This window comes from Amycolatopsis silviterrae (genome assembly GCF_042684085.1).
Taxonomy (GTDB): Bacteria; Actinomycetota; Actinomycetes; order Mycobacteriales; family Pseudonocardiaceae; genus Amycolatopsis; species Amycolatopsis silviterrae.
Window position 1 is genome coordinate 352,950 of record NZ_JBHUKS010000018.1, and the last position, 19,479, is coordinate 372,428.

General features: G+C 69.4%; 22 protein-coding genes. 10 read left to right on the forward strand and 12 right to left on the reverse strand.

What is annotated here, in order from left to right; all coding sequences use genetic code 11:
* A complete protein-coding gene (locus ACFSVL_RS26965; protein WP_378308347.1) occupies positions 1 to 483 on the forward strand; it encodes a GNAT family N-acetyltransferase in 483 nt (160 codons plus the stop codon).
* A 50-nt stretch (positions 484 to 533) separates the two neighbouring features.
* On the opposite strand, the gene ACFSVL_RS26970 is transcribed toward ACFSVL_RS26965, so the two are convergent.
* Positions 534 to 2,114, reverse strand: coding sequence for an alpha/beta hydrolase (locus ACFSVL_RS26970; RefSeq protein ID WP_378308348.1), 1,581 nt, complete (start codon positions 2,112 to 2,114; stop codon positions 534 to 536).
* 127 nt (positions 2,115 to 2,241) lie between these two features.
* Complete coding sequence (locus ACFSVL_RS26975; RefSeq protein WP_378308349.1) at positions 2,242 to 2,724, reverse strand: hypothetical protein; 483 nt, start codon at positions 2,722 to 2,724, stop codon at positions 2,242 to 2,244.
* Between the two features lie 355 nt (positions 2,725 to 3,079).
* Between ACFSVL_RS26975 and ACFSVL_RS26980 the strand changes: the two genes are divergently transcribed.
* Complete coding sequence (locus ACFSVL_RS26980; protein WP_378308350.1) at positions 3,080 to 4,006, forward strand: diacylglycerol/lipid kinase family protein; 927 nt, start codon at positions 3,080 to 3,082, stop codon at positions 4,004 to 4,006.
* A 271-nt stretch (positions 4,007 to 4,277) separates the two neighbouring features.
* Positions 4,278 to 4,532, forward strand: a complete 255-nt coding sequence (locus ACFSVL_RS26985) for a WhiB family transcriptional regulator (RefSeq protein WP_009082948.1) — start codon at positions 4,278 to 4,280, stop codon at positions 4,530 to 4,532.
* Between the two features lie 257 nt (positions 4,533 to 4,789).
* On the opposite strand, the gene ACFSVL_RS26990 is transcribed toward ACFSVL_RS26985, so the two are convergent.
* Together ACFSVL_RS26990 and ACFSVL_RS26995 are read right to left on the reverse strand one after the other, a co-directional pair.
* Positions 4,790 to 5,749 (reverse strand): GNAT family N-acetyltransferase, encoded by a 960-nt coding sequence (locus ACFSVL_RS26990; RefSeq protein ID WP_378308351.1) that lies wholly within the window; start codon positions 5,747 to 5,749, stop codon positions 4,790 to 4,792.
* A gap of 44 nt (positions 5,750 to 5,793) precedes the next feature.
* Positions 5,794 to 7,314: a sensor histidine kinase gene (locus ACFSVL_RS26995; protein ID WP_378308352.1), complete on the reverse strand. Its 1,521-nt coding sequence runs from the start codon at positions 7,312 to 7,314 to the stop codon at positions 5,794 to 5,796.
* Between the two features lie 189 nt (positions 7,315 to 7,503).
* On the opposite strand from ACFSVL_RS26995, the gene ACFSVL_RS27000 reads away from it, so the two are divergent.
* Positions 7,504 to 7,578 carry a 50S ribosomal protein bL37 gene (locus tag ACFSVL_RS27000; RefSeq protein ID WP_098515123.1) on the forward strand — a complete coding sequence of 25 codons (75 nt, stop codon included), beginning with the start codon at positions 7,504 to 7,506 and terminating at the stop codon, positions 7,576 to 7,578.
* 67 nt (positions 7,579 to 7,645) lie between these two features.
* On the opposite strand, the gene rsrA is transcribed toward ACFSVL_RS27000, so the two are convergent.
* Both rsrA and ACFSVL_RS27010 read right to left on the reverse strand, forming a co-directional pair.
* Positions 7,646 to 7,969: a mycothiol system anti-sigma-R factor gene (gene rsrA, locus ACFSVL_RS27005; RefSeq protein WP_378308353.1), complete on the reverse strand. Its 324-nt coding sequence runs from the start codon at positions 7,967 to 7,969 to the stop codon at positions 7,646 to 7,648.
* Positions 7,966 to 8,592 (reverse strand): sigma-70 family RNA polymerase sigma factor, encoded by a 627-nt coding sequence (locus ACFSVL_RS27010; RefSeq protein ID WP_037355674.1) that lies wholly within the window; start codon positions 8,590 to 8,592, stop codon positions 7,966 to 7,968. Before ACFSVL_RS27010 ends, rsrA begins: the two co-directional genes overlap by 4 nt.
* A 189-nt stretch (positions 8,593 to 8,781) precedes the next feature.
* On the opposite strand from ACFSVL_RS27010, the gene ybaK reads away from it, so the two are divergent.
* A complete protein-coding gene (ybaK, locus tag ACFSVL_RS27015) occupies positions 8,782 to 9,261 on the forward strand; it encodes a Cys-tRNA(Pro) deacylase (RefSeq protein ID WP_378308354.1) in 480 nt (159 codons plus the stop codon).
* Positions 9,262 to 9,541: 280 nt separating this feature from the next.
* Here the strand turns inward: ybaK and ACFSVL_RS27020 are convergent, their stop codons facing one another.
* The 3 genes from ACFSVL_RS27020 to ACFSVL_RS27030 form a co-directional block, all read right to left on the reverse strand.
* Positions 9,542 to 10,261 (reverse strand): class I SAM-dependent methyltransferase, encoded by a 720-nt coding sequence (locus ACFSVL_RS27020; protein ID WP_378308355.1) that lies wholly within the window; start codon positions 10,259 to 10,261, stop codon positions 9,542 to 9,544.
* Between the two features lie 286 nt (positions 10,262 to 10,547).
* Positions 10,548 to 11,156: an alpha/beta hydrolase family protein gene (locus tag ACFSVL_RS27025; RefSeq protein WP_378308356.1), complete on the reverse strand. Its 609-nt coding sequence runs from the start codon at positions 11,154 to 11,156 to the stop codon at positions 10,548 to 10,550.
* Entirely contained in the window at positions 11,153 to 11,908 is a 756-nt protein-coding gene (locus ACFSVL_RS27030) for an SOS response-associated peptidase (protein WP_378308357.1), read from the reverse strand. Before ACFSVL_RS27030 ends, ACFSVL_RS27025 begins: the two co-directional genes overlap by 4 nt.
* 112 nt (positions 11,909 to 12,020) lie before the next feature.
* Between ACFSVL_RS27030 and rsgA the strand changes: the two genes are divergently transcribed.
* The 3 genes from rsgA (at position 12,021) to ACFSVL_RS27045 (ending at position 15,123) form a co-directional block, all read left to right on the forward strand.
* Positions 12,021 to 13,040: a ribosome small subunit-dependent GTPase A gene (gene rsgA, locus ACFSVL_RS27035; RefSeq protein ID WP_378308398.1), complete on the forward strand. Its 1,020-nt coding sequence runs from the start codon at positions 12,021 to 12,023 to the stop codon at positions 13,038 to 13,040.
* Positions 13,041 to 13,271: 231 nt separating this feature from the next.
* A complete protein-coding gene (locus ACFSVL_RS27040; RefSeq protein WP_378308358.1) occupies positions 13,272 to 14,171 on the forward strand; it encodes a hypothetical protein in 900 nt (299 codons plus the stop codon).
* Positions 14,172 to 14,322: 151 nt separating this feature from the next.
* Positions 14,323 to 15,123, forward strand: coding sequence for a hypothetical protein (locus ACFSVL_RS27045; RefSeq protein WP_378308359.1), 801 nt, complete (start codon positions 14,323 to 14,325; stop codon positions 15,121 to 15,123).
* A 59-nt stretch (positions 15,124 to 15,182) separates the two neighbouring features.
* On the opposite strand, the gene ACFSVL_RS27050 is transcribed toward ACFSVL_RS27045, so the two are convergent.
* Together ACFSVL_RS27050 and ACFSVL_RS27055 are read right to left on the reverse strand one after the other, a co-directional pair.
* On the reverse strand, positions 15,183 to 15,674 hold the full coding sequence (locus ACFSVL_RS27050) for a DUF6912 family protein (RefSeq protein ID WP_354750345.1): 492 nt from the start codon (positions 15,672 to 15,674) through the stop codon (positions 15,183 to 15,185).
* A complete protein-coding gene (locus ACFSVL_RS27055; RefSeq protein WP_378308360.1) occupies positions 15,671 to 17,068 on the reverse strand; it encodes a WS/DGAT/MGAT family O-acyltransferase in 1,398 nt (465 codons plus the stop codon). The genes ACFSVL_RS27050 and ACFSVL_RS27055 overlap by 4 nt, the downstream gene beginning before the upstream one ends.
* Positions 17,069 to 17,102: 34 nt before the next feature.
* Here ACFSVL_RS27055 and ACFSVL_RS27060 point away from each other — a divergent pair, with 34 nt between their 5' ends.
* Positions 17,103 to 17,867 (forward strand): TrmH family RNA methyltransferase, encoded by a 765-nt coding sequence (locus ACFSVL_RS27060; protein ID WP_378308361.1) that lies wholly within the window; start codon positions 17,103 to 17,105, stop codon positions 17,865 to 17,867.
* On the opposite strand, the gene ACFSVL_RS27065 is transcribed toward ACFSVL_RS27060, so the two are convergent.
* On the reverse strand, positions 17,860 to 18,243 hold the full coding sequence (locus ACFSVL_RS27065) for an HAD-IA family hydrolase (protein ID WP_378308362.1): 384 nt from the start codon (positions 18,241 to 18,243) through the stop codon (positions 17,860 to 17,862). The two genes, ACFSVL_RS27060 and ACFSVL_RS27065, sit on opposite strands and share 8 nt — an antisense overlap.
* A 293-nt stretch (positions 18,244 to 18,536) precedes the next feature.
* Between ACFSVL_RS27065 and ACFSVL_RS27070 the strand changes: the two genes are divergently transcribed.
* A complete protein-coding gene (locus ACFSVL_RS27070; protein ID WP_378308363.1) occupies positions 18,537 to 19,016 on the forward strand; it encodes an Rv3235 family protein in 480 nt (159 codons plus the stop codon).
* Positions 19,017 to 19,479: the final 463 nt, after the last annotated feature.

Genomic DNA, 19,479 nt, shown 5'->3' on the forward strand with positions numbered 1-19,479 from the left:
GTGACCGACCCCCGCGTACGGCGGATCCGGCCGGATGACGTCGACGCCGTCGTGGCACTCGTCTACGCGCTGGCCGAGTACGAACGCGCCCCGCAGGAATGCCATCTCACCTCCGAGCAGCTGCACGGCGCGCTGTTCGGCGAAGCGCCGGCGCTGTTCGGCCACGTGGCCGAAGTGGACGGCGAGATCGCCGGATTCACCTTGTGGTTCCTGAACTTCTCCACCTGGCGCGGCACGCACGGGATCTACCTGGAAGACCTGTACGTCCGCGAGGAACAGCGCGGCTCGGGCCTCGGCAAGGTGCTGCTGGCGACGCTGGCCGCGGAGTGCGTGGACAAGGGCTACCACCGGCTGGAGTGGTCGGTGCTCAACTGGAACCCGGCGGTCGGGTTCTACCGGGCGCTGGGCGCACTGCCGCAGGACGAGTGGTCGGTGTACCGGCTGACGGACGAGCCGTTGAAGGTGCTGGCCAAGGAAGCGTGAGTCGTGAGTGCTGATCACGGTTAGAACCGTGATCAGCACTCACGAGGTCTTTACGGCTTAGGCAACGGCATCCCCGGCAGACTCTGGTCCTCCGGCACCACCCCGTCCACCAGATACCCGTCGACCACCCGATCCACCGCCTGGTTACCGCCGATCCCGTAAATCCCGTGGTCACCCTCCCCGGCAACAGTCAGCAACCGCGAGTTCTGGAACGCGGCGTGCGCCTTCCGCGCCCCTTCGATCGGCGTGGCCGGGTCGTGCTCGGACTGGACGATCACCACCGGCGGCACCCCCTTGCCGTCCAGCACCGGCATCGGCCGGGTCTGGCCCGGCCAGAACGCGCAGACCTGCAACCCCATCCACAACGAACTGTGCAGAGTCACGCCCCGGTCGAGGTACTCCTGCGACCGGCGGATCATCGACTGGCGATTGCCCGTCCACGGCCCGTCGTTGCACAGGGTCGTGATCAACGTCGACGCCATCGCGTCGTCCGCCCCGGCCGTCCGCAGCGGATCGGCGTTCTTCGCCTCCGACAACGTCTTGCCGAGCGCCGCCCGAGCGTCGCCCTTCGCTTCCGCCGAAGCCCGCGCGTCGGTCAGCGTCTTGACCTTGACCAGCGTCGAAGCGATCGTCGGGAACTGGCTCTTGGCCTTGAGCGCGCCGACGATGAAGGAGTCCAGCGCGACCGCGCCGATCTTCGTGCCGTTGGCCTCGACCGGCTCGCGGGTCAGCGCGTACCGGACGCTCTCGTAGGTCTGCCGGGCCGCCTCACCGCTGGTGCCGAAGTGGTACTTGGCGTCGTAGCGCGCCATCCACGGCAGGAAGTCCTGCCGCCACCGGCGTTCGTAACCCGCCGGCTGGAAGTCGAACGACTGCTGCCAACTGCCGGTGAACTGGGTCGAGGAGTCCAGCACGAACCGGCCGGTGTGCTGCGGGAACTGCTGCGCGTAGTGCGCGCCGAGCCAGGTGCCCGCCGAGTACCCGATCCAGTTGATCCGCTCCCGGCCGAGCAGCGTCCGCAGCAGGTCGAGGTCCCGGACGTTCTGGAAGGTGCTGATCAGCTCCCCCAGCTCGCCCGCGGCCTGGTGGCAAGCCGTCGCGATGTACCGGGTCGCGTCGACGATCTGGTTCAGGTTGCGCGGATCGCGATCACGCGGGTCGAGGTCCGCGCCGGTGCCGAACGCCCCGCCGCAGGTGACGTTGGTGCTGCGGCCGGTGCCGCGGGTGTCGATGCCGATGATTTCCTGGTGCTCGCGCAGCTTTTCCTGGCCGCGCAGCGTGACCGGGAACCAGCGGCCGGCTCCGCCGGGGCCACCCGGGTTGGTGAGCACCGACGCGGTCGCCGGGCCGGTGGACTTGAGCCTGCTGATCGCGATGGTCAGGTACTGCCCGTCGGCCGGGCGGTCCCAGTCCCGGGGCGTGCGATAGGCGGAGCATTCGAGCCCCGAGATGTCGGTGCCCGGTGGCAGATCGGCCAGCTCGCCCGGGGCGCAGGCGTGCCAGTCCAGTGCCTGCCCGGTGTAGCGGGCCGGGACCGTGGCGGCATCGGGACTCGCCACCGCGGGCACCGCCCCGGCCAGCACCCCGCACAGAACCGCTGAGCTGGTCACGACGAGACGCAGTCTCCTCATGGGATTCCCCTCTTCGGAATTCGGTTGCGCAGTCCCGATTCCATCGGCAGAGGGGTACCTCGACCAGTGCCGCCGCGTCAGCTGCCGCTATGACACGGTGTCACTGCCGCTCGACGGTCATTGCGTGCTAGTCCTGTTCGTTGCGCTCCCGCTCGGCACGCCGCCCCGCGAGGCCGCCGCGCTCGGCCGCCTCCTCTTCGGTCTCGTCGTCGTGCATCCCCAGCGCCCAGGCCCGCGACGGACGGCGGAACAGCAGCACCAGCGCCGCCAGCCCGCACAGCCCGATCGGCACGCCCCACACCGGCTGCGCGGACGGCCCGAGCAGATACCAGCCGACCCCGATCAGCAGCAGCGCCACGACCACGCCGGGCGAGCGGGCCCAGGTCTGGCCGAGCAGCAGCCCCACCGAGGCGGCCAGGAAGATCAGCGCCAGCACCGCGTAGGTGCCGAACTCGGCCCAGACGTTGTTGCCGGGGATCGGCTGATGCTGCAGCCCGTGCACCAGCACCACCACGCCGAAGACCAGCAGGCCCAGTCCGGGCAGTCCGGTCAGGACGCCGGCGAGCCGGACCTCGAACGGGGTGGGCGGCGGGTTCTCGGGATGCGACACGGGCGCGGCCCTTTCAGCTGCGGTGCGGAACCTGGCGGGAAACTTGCCGGGACACGGGCCGCCCGACCAGCGCGAGTGACCGTGTGTGAGCACTACCGATCGTATGCCACCCGGTCGGCCGTTTTCCCGGGGCGGCGGCCCCGAGAAAATCGGGGCAGTCGTGGATGAGCGGGCGGTCGGCCCGGGTGCACTTGTCACGACGCGCGGAGTTTTCGCCGTCTGCAGAGGAGGACCGCCCGCCACAGGGTTGCCACAGGTCACCGAGCCGGGACGGCGTGCGCAAGCGGCTGAGCTTCGCGTCACCATGTGGCGCTGGAGGTACGCCCGCCGGGCGAAAAGCACTTACTCTGCGGTAGTGCGCGCCATCCTCGTCGTGAACCCCCAGGCCACCTCGACCACCGCGGGTGGCCGGGACGTGCTGGCGCACGCACTGGCCAGCCAGGTGAAGCTCGACGTCGTCGAAACCGACTACCGCGGGCACGCGCTCGCGGTGGCCCGTTCGGCCGCGAGGGACGGCTACGACCTGGTCGTGGCGCACGGCGGCGACGGCACGGTCAACGAGGTCGTCAACGGTCTCCTCGCCGATTCCGCGGGCGCTCCCGGGCGCTCCGGGTCCGTGCCGATGCTCGGCGTCGTGCCGGGCGGCTCGGCCAACGTGTTCGCGCGCGCGATCGGCCTTCCCGCCGATCCGGTCGAGGCGACCCACCAGGTGCTCACCGCGCTGGAAACCGAACGGACCCGGCGGATCGGCCTCGGGCTGGCCGACGGGCACTGGTTCACCTTCAACGCCGGGCTCGGCTGGGACGCCGACGTCGTCGGCCGCGTCGCGAAACGGCGCGGCAAGCAAACCAGCGCGAGCCTCTATCTCCGAGCCGCGGTGCGCTCCTACTTCCGCCCTCCGCTCGGGCGGCCCGCGCTGACCGTCCGGATCCCGGGCGAGGAACCGGCCGAGGCGGTGACGGCGTTCGTGTCCAACACCGATCCGTGGACTTACCTCGGGGAACGTCCGGTCCATCTCAACCCCGGCTGCTCGTTCGAGACCGGATTGGGCCTGTTCGCGTTGAACGGTCTGCGATTGCCCACCGTGTTCACGCATGTACGGCAAGCTCTCCTCACGGAGAGCGATCAGCACGGCCGCCGTCTGCTCCGCCGCGACGATGTGCCTCTGATCCGCATCGACGCAGCTGAACCGGTCAACTTCCAGGTCGACGGGGACCTCGTCGGGCAACGCACCCGGGTCGAGTTCCAGAGCGTTCCGGATGCACTCACCGTAGTCGCGTAACCGGCTGACCACTGATCGCCCGCGGCAAAGTGCGTGCTGCCGCTCGGCGACGCAAACCCTCCGTTCACCGCACCGGCCTTCCGGCGAGCGGACCTTTTCCGAACGAAACCGCAGGTCAGAGGCATAGCTCGGCCGGGTGAGCTGACTCACCGATCTTGTCGAAACCCTTGTCGAACGCGGTGCTTCGTGAAAGCATTCACAAGCACCCAAAAACACGACCGCCACTACTGTGGCGCGGCCCCCCCGCGTCACTGTGAAGGAGCTCACGAACATGGACTGGCGCCACGACGCGGCCTGCCGAGACGAGGACCCCGAGCTGTTCTTCCCGGTGGGAACCAGCGGTCCGGCTCTGTTGCAGGTCTCCGAGGCGAAGGCCGTGTGCCACCGCTGCCCCGCGGCTTCCGACTGCCTGGCCTGGGCTCTGGCCAGCGGCCAGGACGCCGGCGTCTGGGGCGGAATGAGCGAAGACGAGCGACGCGCGCTCAAGCGCCGCCGTACGCACATCGGCACGCGTACCACCGCCTGAGTCGGTACGACTCAGCTGCAGCACCCAGCATCACCAGCACCACCTCGGACCGGACTTTCGCCCGGCGGGCACTCGCGTGCCCGCGCCGCACATGGCGACACATACCCGGTTTGAGCGTAACAACCGAGGCTGGCTCCCCCGCACCCGGGTGCCGCCTCACCCAGGACTATCCAAGTCCTCCCGCGGAACGTTGAACGGGCCGGTACCGCTGCACGGGTACCGGCCCTTCGACGCGTCCAGGGTCCGAAGTGGACGCCTCAGGCTTCGCGCACCCAGCGGACGCAGCGCAGCTTCGGCGTGAATCCGGCGCGCGCGAAAATCCCGGCCGAATCCGCCGGGCCACCCGAATCAACGGACAGGCTGGCCTGGTCGTAGCCGTGCTCCGCGGCCGCGCGCAAAGCGTGCGCGAGAACAGTGCTGCCGAGGCCGCGTTTCCGATAGCCGGGAATCGTGCCGATCAGCATGAAATGCGCGTCAAGAATGCCGGTTGTCGCGGTGTCGGCTTCCCAGGACATGGTCAGCACGAGGCTCACCGGAGTGCCGGTTGCCTTGTCCCGCAGGAGAAAACTGATCTCGGGTCGCAGGGTGTGGTTGGCGAATTTGTTCTGCCACGCGTTCGTCGCCACCGGGGTCGCGCCCCAGCGGTCCCGATAGGACTCGTTGCGGACAAGCCGGAAATCCTCGTCGATCTCCGCCGACCACGGTTCGGCCTGAAATCCCGCCGGAATCGCCGCTTCCTCGACGGTCCCGAGTGGACGTTCCATGCGCTGGAAATAGCGCGCAGGCGAAAAACCCCGCGCGCCAAAGAGTTCTGCCGTCCCGGCGATGTGCTCGGCCTTGTGGATGTCGACGGCGAGCCGCAGCGTCGGATGGTGCAGTTCGTGCACCGTCTTCGCCCCGGCGATTCCCGCTTCCACCAGCCTGGTGCCGATTCCGCGGCGGCGATAATCCGGATGGACTCCGCCGTCGAGAAAGACCCGATGGATCTTCTCCGGGTACTGCTTGTGCCGGGTCTTCATGTAGCCGATCATCCGGTCGCCGTCGAACGCGGCAAGGCTCGCGCGTTCGAGGTCGGAGAACGGGTCGTTCAGCTCTTGAAGAGTGTCGTCGGCGGTGTAGTTCTCGCCGATCTGGTCGACCGCCTCGATCGCGTTGAGCAGATCGGCCGACGACTGGGCGTCCGCCTTGGTGAGCGGCCGCCACGTGACTTCAGACATGCGCCGGACAGTAATCCGGCACACTCGGGCTGTCTCCGGGTTTTCTAGAGCCGCCGGGACAACGGGATCCGCAGCGCCGCTTCGGTGCCCGGCACCCGGTTGCCCGCCGCGTCGGTCCGGACCTGGCGCAGCGAAAGCGACCCGCGCAGCTCCGATTCCACCAGCGTCCGGACGATCTGCAGCCCGAGCCCGTCACTGCGCTCCAGCGAGAAACCGGACGGCAGCCCGCGGCCGTTGTCGCGGATCAGGATGTCCAGCCGGCGCGCGGAACGCTCCACGATCAGCTCGACCTTGCCCGGCCTGCCCTGCGGGAACGCGTGCTCGATCGCGTTCTGCACCAGCTCGGCCAGCACCATCACCAGCGGCGTCGCGATCTCGGCCACGACCACACCGAACGAGCCCTTGCGGGTGAGCCCGACCTGCGATTCCGCGGTGGCGACCTCGCCGACCATCGGCAGCACGTTGTCGAGCAGCTTGTCCAGGTCCACGCGCTCGTCGACGGAGATCGACAGCGCCTCGTGCACCATCGCGATCGACGACACCCGCCGCACCGATTCGCCCAGCGCCAGCCGGGCCTCGTCGCTCGTGGTGCGCCGCGACTGCAGCCGCAGCAGCGCGGCGACGGTCTGCAGGTTGTTCTTCACGCGGTGGTGGATCTCGCGGATCGTGGCGTCCTTCGACATCAGCGCGCGGTCGCGGCGCTTGACCTCGGTGACGTCGCGGACCAGCACCAGCGCGCCCGCGGGCTGCCCGGCCGGGCGCAGCGGCAGCGCACGGAAGAGCACGACCGCGCCGCGCTTGGAGTCGGCCTCGGTGCGGGTGGACGGCTTGCCGTCGAGGGCCTCGATGATCCGGTGCGACACCTCGGTGGCGTCGAACGGGTCGCGGATCAGCGACCGGGTGAGCGGGGCCAGCCGCTGCCCGACGAGGTCGGATTCGTGGCCCATCCGGTGGTAGGCGGACAGGCCGTTGGGGCTGGCGAACACGACGGTGCCCGCCTGGTCGAGCCGGACGAGACCGTCGCCGACGCGCGGGCTGGTGTGCGTGTCGGTCTGGTTTCCGCCGGCCGGCGGGAAGGTGCCGTCCACGATCATCTGGCAGAGGTCGCCCGCACTGCCGAGGTACGCGATCTCCAGCGGGCTCGGCACGCGCGGCGCGGCGAGGTTGGTCTCGCGGCTCAGCACGGCGATCACCTCGCCGCCGAAGCTCACCGGCACCGCTTCGCGGCGCATCGGCAGGTCGCGGTACCAATGCGGGTCTTCCTCGCGGCAGATCTTCACCTCGCGCATGGCCTTGGCCAGCTGCGGATGCTCGTCCACGGTGAACCGGGTGCCGACGACGTCCTCGGGATGCGCGGTGGGCGCGGTAGTCGGCCGCGCGTGCGCGACGCACACGAAATCGCCGCCGTCGGGCTGGTGCTCCGCGGAAACCGGAACCCACAGCAGGAAGTCAGCGAACGAAAGGTCGGCGAGCAGCTGCCACTCCGCGACGACGGTCTGCAGGTGGTCCGCCGCCTCGCCGGGCAGGCCGGTGTTCTCGGCGAGCAGGTCGGAAAGGGTCGACACGGCTACCGGCCGCCCTCGAGTGCGGTGTGTTCGTTCATGCCTGCGCACCTCCTGAGTTCATCCAACCAGAGCGTACGGCGGGTGCCGCCGAAGCACGCCGGGCCCGCATGACACACTTGACCAGTTGACCCGTGCCCGGCCGGTGTGTTTAACCCCGCCCCGGGACACTCAGCACACCGAGGAGAGAACATGTCGAAGCGCGCCCGCAAGCGTCGCGACCGCAAGAAGAACGGCGCCAACCACGGCAAGAAGCCCAACGCCTGAGTCCGCGCCCGGACCTGACACGGCCCCCGTACCGGATTCGGTACGGGGGCCGTTGTCGTAGGAGTGGTCAATCGCTGGTGGTGCGCTGTTCCACGGTGATTTCGGTGCGCTCCACGGTGACGCCGCCCTGCGTGGCGACGGTCTGCCGGATCGACGCGCGCAGCCTGCTCTTCAGCTCCGCCGGGGCGAGGTCGCCGCCGCATTTGCGGGCGAGCAGATGCTTGATGTGCTCGTCGATGCCGTACTCCTCGAGGCACGGCGGGCAGTCCTCGATGTGCCTGCGCAGTTCCGCGTCCCGCTCCGGACTGCATTCGCGGTCCAGCAGCAGGTAGATCTCCGCGAGCGCGTCCTCGCAGGGCATCTTCTCCGCGGGCACGTCTTCCGAACTCATCGCTTCGCCACCTCCTCGCGGTTCCCCCGGATGAAGCCGCGCTCGCGCGCGACGTCGGCCAGCAGGTCGCGCAGCTGGGCGCGGCCGCGGTGCAGCCTGGACATCACGGTGCCGATCGGAGTGTCCATAATCTCGGCGATCTCCTTGTACGCGAAGCCCTCGACGTCGGCGAGGTAGACCGCGAGCCGGAACTCCTCCGGGAGCTTCTGCAGGGCCGCCTTGACGTCGGTGTCGGGGAGATTGTCCATCGCCTCGACCTCGGCCGAGCGGAGGCCGCTCGAGGTGTGGCTTTCCGCCCTGGCGATCTGCCAGTCGCTGATCTCGTCCGTGGGCTGCTGCACCGGCTGCCGCTGACGTTTGCGGTAGCCGTTGATGTAGGTGTTGGTGAGGATGCGGTACATCCACGCCTTGAGGTTCGTGCCTGCCTTGAAGGACGCGAACGCCGCGTACGCCTTCAGGTAGGTCTCCTGGACCAGGTCCTCGGCGTCGGACGGGTTGCGGGTCATCCGCATCGCGGCCGCGTAAAGCTGGTCGAGCAGGGGCATCGCGTCGCGCTCGAAGCGCTCCGCGAGCTCCAGTTCGTCGGCCGCCGTCTCCGGCGCGGAGTTGGGGGTGCTCGGCAAACCGTTCCCTTCCCGTTCGGCGTCGATGCGCTTCTGCGCATACGGCAGCACCGAGTTTACGCGGGGGTTCGGGAAGCCGGTCCCGGGACGGCTCCTGCCGGGGCGGGGAGTGGCGAGCGTGGTGGTCACGCTGTCTTCAACAGAGCGTGCCGACCGGGCATTCCCGGCCGGTTTCGTAGACTCGCCCACATGGCGGGCAAGGGCACTCCGGCGACGGCACTGCTGCAGAAGCGGAAAGTGGCGCACACCGTGCACACCTACGACCACGATCCCCGTGCCGAGTCCTTCGGCCTGGAGGCGGTCGAAGCACTGGGCCTGGAGCCCGGGCGGGTGTTCAAGACCCTGGTCGCGGACGTGGACGGAAAGCTCGTCGTCGGCGTGGTGCCCGTCACCGGCCAACTGGACTTGAAGGCCCTCGCCGCGGCGGCCGGAGGCAAAAAAGCGAAAATGGCCGACCCGGCCGCCGCCCAGCGAGCCACCGGCTACGTCCTCGGCGGAATCTCGCCGCTCGGCCACCGCAGCCGCCTGCCCGTGGTCCTGGACGGTTCCGCGCTGAACTTCCCGACGATGTTCTGCTCCGGCGGCCGACGCGGGCTGGAAGTGGAACTGGACCCGGCCGAACTGGTCGAGCTGACCGGCGCGGTCGTGGCCGGGATCGCGGCGGGCTAGCAGCCTGTCTCCGGTGGTGGCGTGATCCCAGCAGTCCCTTGGATTCCCACGCCAGGGACTTCGAGCGGCGTTATGGGTGCGGCTGAGGCGTGTCCGCCCGGGCCTGCACGGCTGACGGGCCGGGTTGGCTTGCGCCGGGGCCGACGCGGATGGCGGGAGCTGGGTGTGTCGTCTGTGAGGGGCACCCTGAGGGAATCTGATTCCCTCAGGGTGGCCCTCACAGACTTAGCCTTCCAGCAAGGCAAGCGGCACTCCGCCGCTTCCCGTGCCATAGCTCTGCTTAAGCCGCTTCGAGGACGAAGAACAGAAAGCAGAGGAAGGCTTCCTTGTCCCCGAACTCCTCGGGAAACTTCTCCCGCGCCCCTTCTGCCGGATACGGCTCGCTGATCACCGACGTACGGAACCCGGCTTTGGCGAAGGCATCCGTCATCGCGTGCAGCGGACGATGCCAGTACGCGAGCACGCCCTTCTGGCCGTTGAACGTGTACTCCTCAGACCATTGTTCGGTAGCGAAGTAACTGCCGTCGGGATGCAGTGCTTTGTAGACATACGGATGGTTGACCGCCAGGATCAACCGCCCGCCAGGCCGGATGATCCGCCGCAACTCGGCGAGCGGGGCAGTCCAGTCCTCCAGGTAGTGGAGCACCAATGCCGCGATGACGTCGTCGAACGCACCGTCGGTGTAGGGCAGCGGCTGGCTGATATCGGCGACCCGGAGATCCGCGTCGTCGCCAAGTCTCTGCCGAGCGAGCCGGATCATGGTGGCACTGAAGTCAAAGCCAGCCATCTGCGCGCCGCGGTCCCGCAGCGAGGCAAACAGCGGACCAGCCCCGCAGCCCGCGTCGAGTATCCTCCGGCCGGCTACGTCGCCAGCAAGATCGAGAATCGCGGGGCGGGTGTAGTAGGCGTTGATGAGACTGTGCTCGGTTTCGATCGCGTAGGCCTCGCCGAAGGAGTCGTAGTCATTGGCGAGGACTTCGTCGGAAGCGTTGGCAGTCATGCGATCCACCCTGGCACGGGCACCCCGCAACTCGCCGCCGCTGAGCACCCCGCACGACGAGCGCACCCCCGCCCTCCACGGGGGGCTGCCCCTGCCCAGTCTATCCGCCACCACCGGTCCAAAAGCGGGCGCACGACCAGTTGCCCACAGGTTCGCCAAGCTGTGGATAACCCGCAACAACAGGCGCTGACCTGCAAAAACTCTACCTGGAACTATCCACAGCCGACCTGGGCAAGCAACCGGAATCAGCGCGCCGCGAAGTCAACCGATCCGGCCCGCGTCCCCATCACAGATGCGGCCGGACGACCCGCCCCAGCCACTCCGCCGCGGCCCGCGCCACCGAGTCCAGATCTGCGGCCAGCGTGTGATCCCCGTCCACCATCACGACCTCATGATGCGGAGCCGCCGAAGGGCGCCCGAACGGATCCCGCTCCCCCTGGATCACCAAAGCCGGCACCTCGACCGCGTCCAGCTCCGCCTGCCGGGACTTCTCCGGCCGCCCCGGCGGATGTTCCGGGAACGCCAGGCACAGCACCGCGACCGCCTGCCCAGCCGAAGCAGTTCGGCACGCGACCCGAGCGCCCGAAGAACGACCGCCGAATACCAACGGCAAATCGTCGAACCGCGCGGAAATCTCGTCCGCCACCGTCAGCCACGCCGTATCCAGTTGCTTGGCCGGTGCCGGAGCCCGGCGGCCAGCCACTCGGTAAGGCTGTTCCACCAGCGCGACATGCATCCCGGCCGCCTTCGCCGCCTGGGCTACCGCCACGAGATCCTTCGCCCCGATGCCGCCGCCCGCCCCGTGGCCCAGCAGCAGCACCGCGTCTCCGTCGGGCGCGCAGTGCAGTTCGACCCGCGCGGGGCCGTGTTCGGTGTCGATTTCGAGGGTGGTCATGGCTGATCGAACAGCGAGTCGACGGGCTGCTCGGTTTCCGCGCGCCGCAGCAGGTCCGGGCCGTTGTTGCGGACGTTGTTCACCAGGCTCGAAACCGGCCGCAGCTCCAGCGATTCGACCACCGCGGGCGACGTCGGCACCATCAGTTCGTCCACTTCGGACCGGTCCGGGTCGAGCCAGCCCGCCCAGTGGTCGCGCGGCACGATCAGCGGCATCCGGTGGTGGACGTCAGTGAGCTGGCCCTCGGCGTCCGTGGTCAGGATCGAGAAGGTGATCAGCGGTTCGGCGTCCTTGTCGTCCTTGGGCCGCCAGGTTTCCCAGATTCCGCCGAACGCGAGCGAATCCCCGGAGGGATCCGTCATGTAGAACGGCTCCTTCTCCTTTCCCGTGCGCCGCCACTCGAACCAGCCGTCGGCCGGGACCAGGCACCGCCGCGCCGCGAGGGCGCGTTTGAACGAGGGCTTCTCCTTCGCGGTTTCCGCGCGGGTGTTGATCATCCGCGAACCCGCCGAAGGATCCTTGGCCCAGAACGGAACCAGGCCCCACCGCATGATCCGCAGCGAGCGCTCCGCCGGTTCGTCCTCCAGGACGAGCCCGTCGGCGTCGCGGGGATGCCGCTGCACGACGGTGACGACGTTCTTGGTCGGCGCGACGTTGTGGTCCGCTCGCGCCCGGCCCTCGGTCAGGTCGACCGCGGCGAATTCCTCGACCAGCTTCGCCGGGTCTTTCGTCGCGGCGTAACGGCCGCACATGCCAACCTCCTCGGGGTGCCTCAGCGGTCATCGTCGCACGCAAACCGGGCCCGGCGCGACTGGCATGGGATCATTCGACCAGGCAACGGGTGACCGGGAGGACGTGGGCGGCTTGGCGCGAGGCGACTGGCGGCGGCTGGACGAATCCGACGTGCGCGTGCGTCCAGGCAAAGGCACCAGGCCACGCAGCAAGCGCAGGCCCGAGCACGCCGACGCGGTCACCGCCATGGTGATCGGCAAGGACCGCGGCCGCTGGACCTGCGCCGTCGACGCCGATCCGGACCGGGTCGTGACGGCCATGCGGGCCCGCGAAATGGGCCGGGTCTCGGTGGTCGTCGGCGACATGGTCGCGCTGGTCGGCGACGTGTCCGGACGGCCGGACACGCTCGCCAGGATCGTCCGCGTGGACGAGCGCACCAGCGTCCTGCGCCGCACCGCCGACGACACCGACCCGTACGAACGCGTGGTGGTCGCGAACGCCGCGCAGCTGCTGATCGTCACCTCGCTCGCCGATCCCCTTCCCCGGCCCGGATTCATCGACCGCTGCCTCGTCGCGTGCTACGCCGGCGGCCTGGAACCCGTGCTGTGCCTCACGAAATCCGACCTCGCCAGCCCGGATTCGCTGCTCGCCGGCTACGCGGGCCTCGACGTCCCGGCCATCGTCACCCGGCACGACGAGGAACCCGAGGGTCTGCGCGAACGCCTCGACGGCCGGGTCACCGCGCTCGTCGGGCACTCCGGAGTCGGCAAATCGACATTGGTCAACCGCCTGGTGCCCGCCGCGGAACTGGCGACCGGCGACGTCAGCTCGGTCGGCAAGGGACGGCACACCTCGGTGGCCGCGGTCGCGTTGCCGCTGGCCGACGGGGGCTGGGTGGTCGACACCCCCGGCGTCCGCTCGTTCGGGCTCGCACACGTGACCGCGGACGACATCGTCAACGCCTTCGAGGAGTTCGCCGAGGCCGCCGAGGAATGCCCGCCCAACTGCGGTCACCTCGGCCCGCCCGAGGACCCGGACTGCGCGCTGGACGCCGTGGTCGCCGGCGGCAACGCCGGGGCGGAGCGGCTGGCCTCGCTGCGCAGGCTGCTGGTGTCGCGAGCGGGCGGCGGGGAAATTCGCGCCGAATCGTGACCTGAAAGCGGTAACCTCGCGCCGCCGTCCGCGATACGCAAGACGGCAGGGGACGAACCGGAGGAAATTCTGTCCGGACGGGGGAACCTTTTTCCCCCGTGCGGCGTCACAGAAGCGACCTCGCGGAGTCACCCCGCCAGTGGCCCGCTCGCCGGACCGCAAGGAGCCGACCACGACGGTCGACCGGCGACGACGCGGGTGAAAGACCGATTCCTTCCTAGGGGGAGAAGCATGCGCAAGACCACGACGTTCGCCGTCGCCGCCGGTGCGGCGCTGGCACTGGTGCTGACCGGCTGCGGCTCGAGCACCGAGACCGGCACCGCGGCTCCGGCCGGGCAGCAGGGCAAGGACGGCGGGTCGGGCGGCCTCGCGTCGCCGTTCAGCGACGCGCTGAAGCTGGCCGACGCGAGCAAGCAGGGCGCCGAGAAGGCCAAGTCGGCGAAGATGTCGATGGACATGGCGGGCCAGGGCAAGGCCGAAGGCTCGATGCGCTTCGACGGCGAGAACTCCGCCATGACGATGACGATGGACTCCCCGCAGGGCGCCACCGAGATGCGCTACGTCGACAAGACCCTCTACATGAAGGTCCCGGCCGCGCAGGCCAAGCAGTTCGGCAGCGACAAGCCGTGGCTGAAGATCTCGCCGGACGCCACCGACCCGCTGTCCCAGACGTTCAGCAAGACCATGGCGCAGTCGACCCAGCAGAGCGACCCGACCCAGATCCTCGACCAGGTCTCGAAGGCAGGCCAGATCACCGGGGCCGACCAGGTCGAGCTGAACGGCGAGAAGGTCAACCACTACAAGGTTGAGCTGGACGTCAGCAAGTCCATGGAGGCCAACGCCAAGGGCATGCCCGCCGAGGTCCAGAGCCAGATGAAGAAGATGCTCGAGGGCAAGAACATCAAGATCCCGGCCGAGATCTGGATCGACAAGGACCAGCTTCCGGTGCAGATCACGATGGACCAGTCGGAGATGATGAAGCAGATCGGCGGCGCGGCGGGCCAGAACGCCGGGGCCGCAGGCAAGATCACCGTCAAGTACACCGACTGGGGCAAGCCGGTCGACGTGACGGCTCCGCCCGCCGACCAGGTCGCCGACTTCGGCGAGATGATGAAGAAGATGGGGCGCTGATCCCAGCCGCTTTTCGCGGGCCCCGAGCCACTCCGGCTCGGGGCCCGTTTTTTATGCGCTACTGCCGGTAGCACGCGTTCCCCCGAACGGGTCCGCCCAATCCGCTGTGCTTGGCTTGAGGGACTTACGGCCGGTCAGAGAGGGTTTTCGGATGCGCAGGACGGCCGTGGCGGGGGTCGCCGCGCTGCTGGCGGTCGCTTCGGCAGGCTGTTCCAGCACCCCGGAACCACAGCGCTTCACCGACGCCCGCGCGCTCGCGGACGCCGCGTCGGCCGCGACCCTGGCCGGCCATACCGCGAAGTTCACCGCGGACGTCACCACCGGCACCCTCGTGTCCCACGGACAAGGCCAGGCGAAATTCGACAGCACCGGAACGTCGCTGTCGATGACGACGGACTACGTCGGCGAACCGCTCGAACTGCGCCTGGTCGCCAAGACGCTGTACGCGAAGGTCCCGGAAAGCGCTCGTGACCAGGTCAGCGACCACAAAGCGTGGGTGAAGGTGTCGCCGGACGGCACCGATCCGCTCTCGCAGGTGCTGGGCGGCAGCCTGGCGCAACTGGCCGAGCAGAACGACCCGGCGCGCACCCTGGCGCAGGTCCGCACGGCGGGGACGGTGGCCGCCAGCGACGCGACCACCCTCGACGGGGCCCCGGCCGAGCACTACCACCTCACCGTCGACCTGGGGAAACTCGGCTCCGAGCTGCCCGGCGGCCTGCCCGCCGAAGCGCTGACCCGACTCGGCGACCAGGGCAAGGCGGTCCCGTTCGACCTCTGGCTGGACCCGCAGCACCGGCCGATGCAGCTGGTCCTCGACCTGTCGCCGGTCATGCAGGCGACCGGCCAGACCGGTGCCGCCACGGTCAAAGCGCGCTACACGGACTGGAACTCCCCCGTGACGATCGACGCGCCCGCCCCCGCCGACATCGGCACCATGACCGGCGGCAGCTGACGTGCCGTGAAGGACTCCTTGAGGGAATCTGATTCCCTCAAGGAGTCCTTCACGGACCGCTAGAGCAGTTCGAGCAGGAAAGGCAGCTCCTGCAGGGCGTACCAGGCCAGCTCGTGGTCCTCGGCGTCGCCAAGGGTGAACTCGGCGTCCTCGTCGCCAAGGTCGGCTGCGTCGATCACCGCGGCCGCGGCCGTCACGGCGTCCTCCGCCTCGGCCGAGTCCACGTGGATCGCCGCGATCTGCGACTTCGGCACCGGACCGGCCAGCCGCACGACAGCCGCGTCGAGATCCGGGCGCAGGGTCGCGTCGTCGACGTCCACCGACACCACCGCACGCCGCGGTTCGCCCTTTTCCTCAGCCGCGATCAGGCGCAGCGAAGCGCGGGCCGCGTCCAGTAAAGCCGCGTATTCCAGTTCCTCGTCGGAACCGCTCGCATACGCCTCGCGCAGGGCGGGCGTCAGCGCGAACCCGGTGCCGCTGCGAGCGCGGAACTCGCCGTTGGCCTCCAGGTCGCGCAGCATCGCGATCGTCGCAGGCAGATAAACCCTCACCAGTGCGCACCCTTCAGCTCTTCCAGTGCTTCTTCGATCATCCCGCCGAGCAGCCCGACGTCGAACGCGGCTTTGCGGTCGCCGTTGAGTCCGAAGTAGACACCGCCGTGGTAGGAGGTGACCCCGATCGCCAGCGCCTGCGTGCGCATCAGCGGCATCACGGGGAACATCTCCACCAGTCTCGCCTCTCCGGCGTACACCGGCACCTGCGGCCCCGGCGAATTCGTGATCATCAGGTTGAAAATCCGCCCGGACAGCGATCCGCCCGCCCGCGCGCCGAGCGAATGCAGCGTCGCCGGCGCGAACCCGCTCACCTTCAGCAACCCGCGCGCGGCCACCGATCTTCCCGAATTCAGGTGCTCGGCCATCGCGTGCCCGATGTGCTGCAGCCGCAGCCCCGCGCTCGGCTCGCCGACCGGCAGGTCGATCAGATACGCCGCGACCTGGTTGCCGACCAGCGCGGGCGTGGCGAACTCGGCGGTTTCGACGTCGGTGACCGCCATCGGCACGAGCGCGCGCACGGTTTCGGTCGGGGTGAGGTTCTCCCCGCGCGACAGCAGCCATTCCCGCAGCGCACCGGTGATCGCGGCCAGGATTACGTCGTTGACCGTGCCGCCGTGGTCCGCGCGGATCTTGCGGAAATCCTCCAGCCGCGTGCGCACGACCGAGAACACCCGGCCGCCGGACACCCGGACGTTCAGCGGCCCGGGCGGCGCGGGCCGCGTGATCGTCGCCGCGACGCCACCGAGCGTCTCGACAGCCTTGCTCACCGTGGTCACCGCGTCACCGGCGATCGAGCGCACGTTTTCGATCAGCTCGCCGGGCCGCTGCACGGTCTCGCTCATCGCGTCGAGGACCAGTTGCGTACGGCTCGGCTCGCGCCGCGGCGCCCACATGTCCTCGAACGGCTCGGGCGCTTCCGGGGTCTCGTCGAGGATCAGCTGGCCGAGGTCGATCGTGCCGACACCGTCCACAACGGACTGGTGTGTTTTCGTCACCATCGCGACCCGGTCACCGGCCAGCCCCTCGACGAAATACGCCTCCCACAGCGGCCGTTCCGGCGCGAGCCGCCGCGACATCAGCCGCGCGACCAGGTCGAACAGCTGGTCGTCGCTGCCCGGCTGGGGCAGCGCGGAGCGGCGGACGTGGTAGTTCAGGTCGAAGTCGACGTCGTCCACCCACACCGGGCGCGCGAGGTGCCCCGGCACCGCGAGCACGCGCTGGCGGTAGCGGGGCAGGAACGCCAGCCGCGCGCCGACGAGGTCGAGCACCTGCTCGTAGGTGAATCCGGACGGCGGCCGTTCGAAGATCGCCACGCCCCCGACGTGCATCGGCGTCGTCTGGTCCTCGACGTACAGGAACGAGGCGTCCAGCGCGGACAGGCGGTCGGGCATGAGCCGATCCTTACACAATGCGAGACTGGCCTGTGTGGGTGATGAGCTGGCGGGTTCGCCGAAAGACCGCTTCCTGACCGTTTACGGGCGCAAGCCCGTGCTGGAGGCGCTGGGCGATCCGGACCTGCGCGTGGACAAGGTGATCCTCGCCGACACCGCGCGCGGCCCCGCCGCCGCGGAAATCCAGCGCGCCGCGAAAGCCGCCGGGGTGCCGGTGCAGCGGGCGAGCGCGCACCGGGTGAAAGTACTGGCCGGTAACGGAAAACAGGACCAGGGCGTGCTGGCCGACGTCGTCGCGCCGCGCATGCGCGCCCTCGCCGCAGCGCTGGACGACCGCCGCCCGCCCGCGCGGCTGCTGCTTCTCGACGGCATCACCACCCCCGCCAACGTCGGAATGATCCTGCGCACCGCGACGGCCGCCGGGCTGTCCGGCGTGATCGTGCCGCGCCGTGGCGTCGCCGCGCTGGATCCGATGGTGGTGAAATCCTCGGCGGGCGTTGCCTTCCGGGCACCGATGCTGCGCTGCGGATCAGCACGCGAGGCGGCGGAAATGCTGGTGGAGGCCGGATACAGCCTGTACGCACTCGGTGCCTCGGCGTCGACGTCGATCTTCGATGTCGAACTGCCGCAACGGTCGGCGTTCGTGCTGGGCGGTGAAACCGAAGGTGTGGGCGAGGCGGTGGCCGAACTGGTGACGGAGTGGGTGTCCATCCCGATGCCCGGCGACGTCGAATCGCTGAACGTCTCCGCCGCGGCCGCCGTGCTGTCGTTCGAACTGGTGCGGCGCGGGGTCAGCTGAACAACGCCGCCAGTTCGTCGAGGGTGCCGGCGACCGTGCGGTGGTGCACCCCGACCATCCCCGCCGCGACGGCCCCGCGCACATTCCGCTCGGCGTCGTCGATGAAGACACACCGAGGCACGGCCAGCCCGATCCGCTCGGCCGCGACGAGATAGATCTCGCGATCCGGTTTGGCGACGCCGACCTCACCGGAGAACACGAGCGCGTCAAAGTACTGCGACAGCTCGGTTTTCACCCCCGGCGCGGCTCCGGGCGCGTTCGACACCAGCGCGGTGCTGGTGCCTTTCGCCCGGGCATCGCGGAGGTAGTCGTAGAGCAGCGCCGCGTCCGGGTCGGTGAGCACTCCGGCGTAGTCGATGAGCAAGCCTTTCAACACTCCGCCAGCGTATCCGCTGTTCCGCGGGGCGCACTCCGGTTCGACAACGCCCAAGATCTCGGCAAACGCCGCGCCTTCAGCGGAAACATCCCGCCCGTCAGCAGTCCCGTGCTGCGGACTCCCACCGTAACCGGCCCACCGCAGCCCGCTGGGCAAGGCGCACTAGCGCATCAGCCGGAGCCGGTCCGCCCAGTTCCGCCCTTTTCGCCGGATCAGGCGCTCGCCGTCCCGTCGCTGGAAACGGACGCACACCAAACCGCGGGTGGACGTCCATGTTTCGGGGAGGAACTTCAATGACGAACCACAGCCTCCGGCCGCTGGCTGCCGTCGCGGAGGTCAGGGGCAGGCGAACGCACCGCCGAGGCGCGTGGCCGTCGCCGTACGACCTGCCGCCCGCCGGGCACCGGTTGCTGCGGCTCGCCGACCCGCCCGCCGGACGACGACTCACCCAGCGGCTCAACGCCATCCTCGAAGTCCTCGCGGGCCGTCGCGCGGCGGGCCAGATCCGGCCGCTCGTGGACGAAGCGCTGTTCTCGCGGCTCAGCAGCCAGGCCCTGATGCCGGGCATCCGCCACCACGTCGCCGGGGATCTGCACGTCTGCCGTCCAGCCGAGACCGTGCTGGAAACCAGCGCGATCATCCACTCCGGACCGCGAGTGCTGGCACTGGCGGCCCGGTTCGAGCGCACCCGGACGGGCTGGGTGTGCACCCGGTTTCACGTGCTCGCACCGCGAACCGAGCCTGCACGACCTGATCGGCCTTCGGTTGCCTAGCGAAGTGGGACAGCTGTCCTGACTTGTGGTACAGCAATCCTGCATCGGTGGAAATCCGGGCCCAAGAGTTTGGGCAGCGCAGCGCCAGACAATCAACTCGGCCAGGCAAGCGGGCCATCTGCCACCCAGCCAGCGTCCCCTGATCGAGCGTCAGTCCACTGTGGCCCCGGCTCGCCCCGGAAACGACGGAACGGCAGCACGAGCATTGCCCGTGCTGCCGTTCTCCGCCGTGCTCAGCCGTCCACAATGGACAGCCAGGGACGCGTCAGCGCCGCGGTCCCTTCTTGCCCTTCTTGGACTGCGCCCGCTCGGCAGCCCGGCGTTCCCGCCGGGTGCCGCCGCTCGCGCCGCCTGTTTCCGACTCGTTCGCGCTGTCCGAATGGGACTCGACGCCGCCGCCCTCGGACGGGCCGGACATGGTCAGTCCGGATTGGACACCGCCGCCCAATCCCTTGCCGCGCAA

What these genes read in the sequence shown, in the direction of transcription:
- ACFSVL_RS26990 (WP_378308351.1), bottom strand. Translation starts at nt 5,749, where the DNA reads ATGTCTGAAGTCACGTGGCGGCCGCTCACCAAGGCGGACGCCCAGTCG.
- rsrA (WP_378308353.1), bottom strand. Translation starts at nt 7,969, where the DNA reads ATGAGTTCGGAAGACGTGCCCGCGGAGAAGATGCCCTGCGAGGACGCG.
- ACFSVL_RS27020 (WP_378308355.1), bottom strand. Translation starts at nt 10,261, where the DNA reads ATGACTGCCAACGCTTCCGACGAAGTCCTCGCCAATGACTACGACTCC.
- ACFSVL_RS27045 (WP_378308359.1), top strand. Translation starts at nt 14,323, where the DNA reads ATGCGCAGGACGGCCGTGGCGGGGGTCGCCGCGCTGCTGGCGGTCGCT.
- ACFSVL_RS27070 (WP_378308363.1), top strand. Translation starts at nt 18,537, where the DNA reads ATGACGAACCACAGCCTCCGGCCGCTGGCTGCCGTCGCGGAGGTCAGG.
- ACFSVL_RS27025 (WP_378308356.1), bottom strand. Translation starts at nt 11,156, where the DNA reads ATGACCACCCTCGAAATCGACACCGAACACGGCCCCGCGCGGGTCGAA.
- ACFSVL_RS27055 (WP_378308360.1), bottom strand. Translation starts at nt 17,068, where the DNA reads ATGCCCGACCGCCTGTCCGCGCTGGACGCCTCGTTCCTGTACGTCGAG.
- ybaK (WP_378308354.1), top strand. Translation starts at nt 8,782, where the DNA reads ATGGCGGGCAAGGGCACTCCGGCGACGGCACTGCTGCAGAAGCGGAAA.
- ACFSVL_RS27040 (WP_378308358.1), top strand. Translation starts at nt 13,272, where the DNA reads ATGCGCAAGACCACGACGTTCGCCGTCGCCGCCGGTGCGGCGCTGGCA.
- ACFSVL_RS27030 (WP_378308357.1), bottom strand. Translation starts at nt 11,908, where the DNA reads ATGTGCGGCCGTTACGCCGCGACGAAAGACCCGGCGAAGCTGGTCGAG.
- ACFSVL_RS26985 (WP_009082948.1), top strand. Translation starts at nt 4,278, where the DNA reads ATGGACTGGCGCCACGACGCGGCCTGCCGAGACGAGGACCCCGAGCTG.
- ACFSVL_RS26970 (WP_378308348.1), bottom strand. Translation starts at nt 2,114, where the DNA reads ATGAGGAGACTGCGTCTCGTCGTGACCAGCTCAGCGGTTCTGTGCGGG.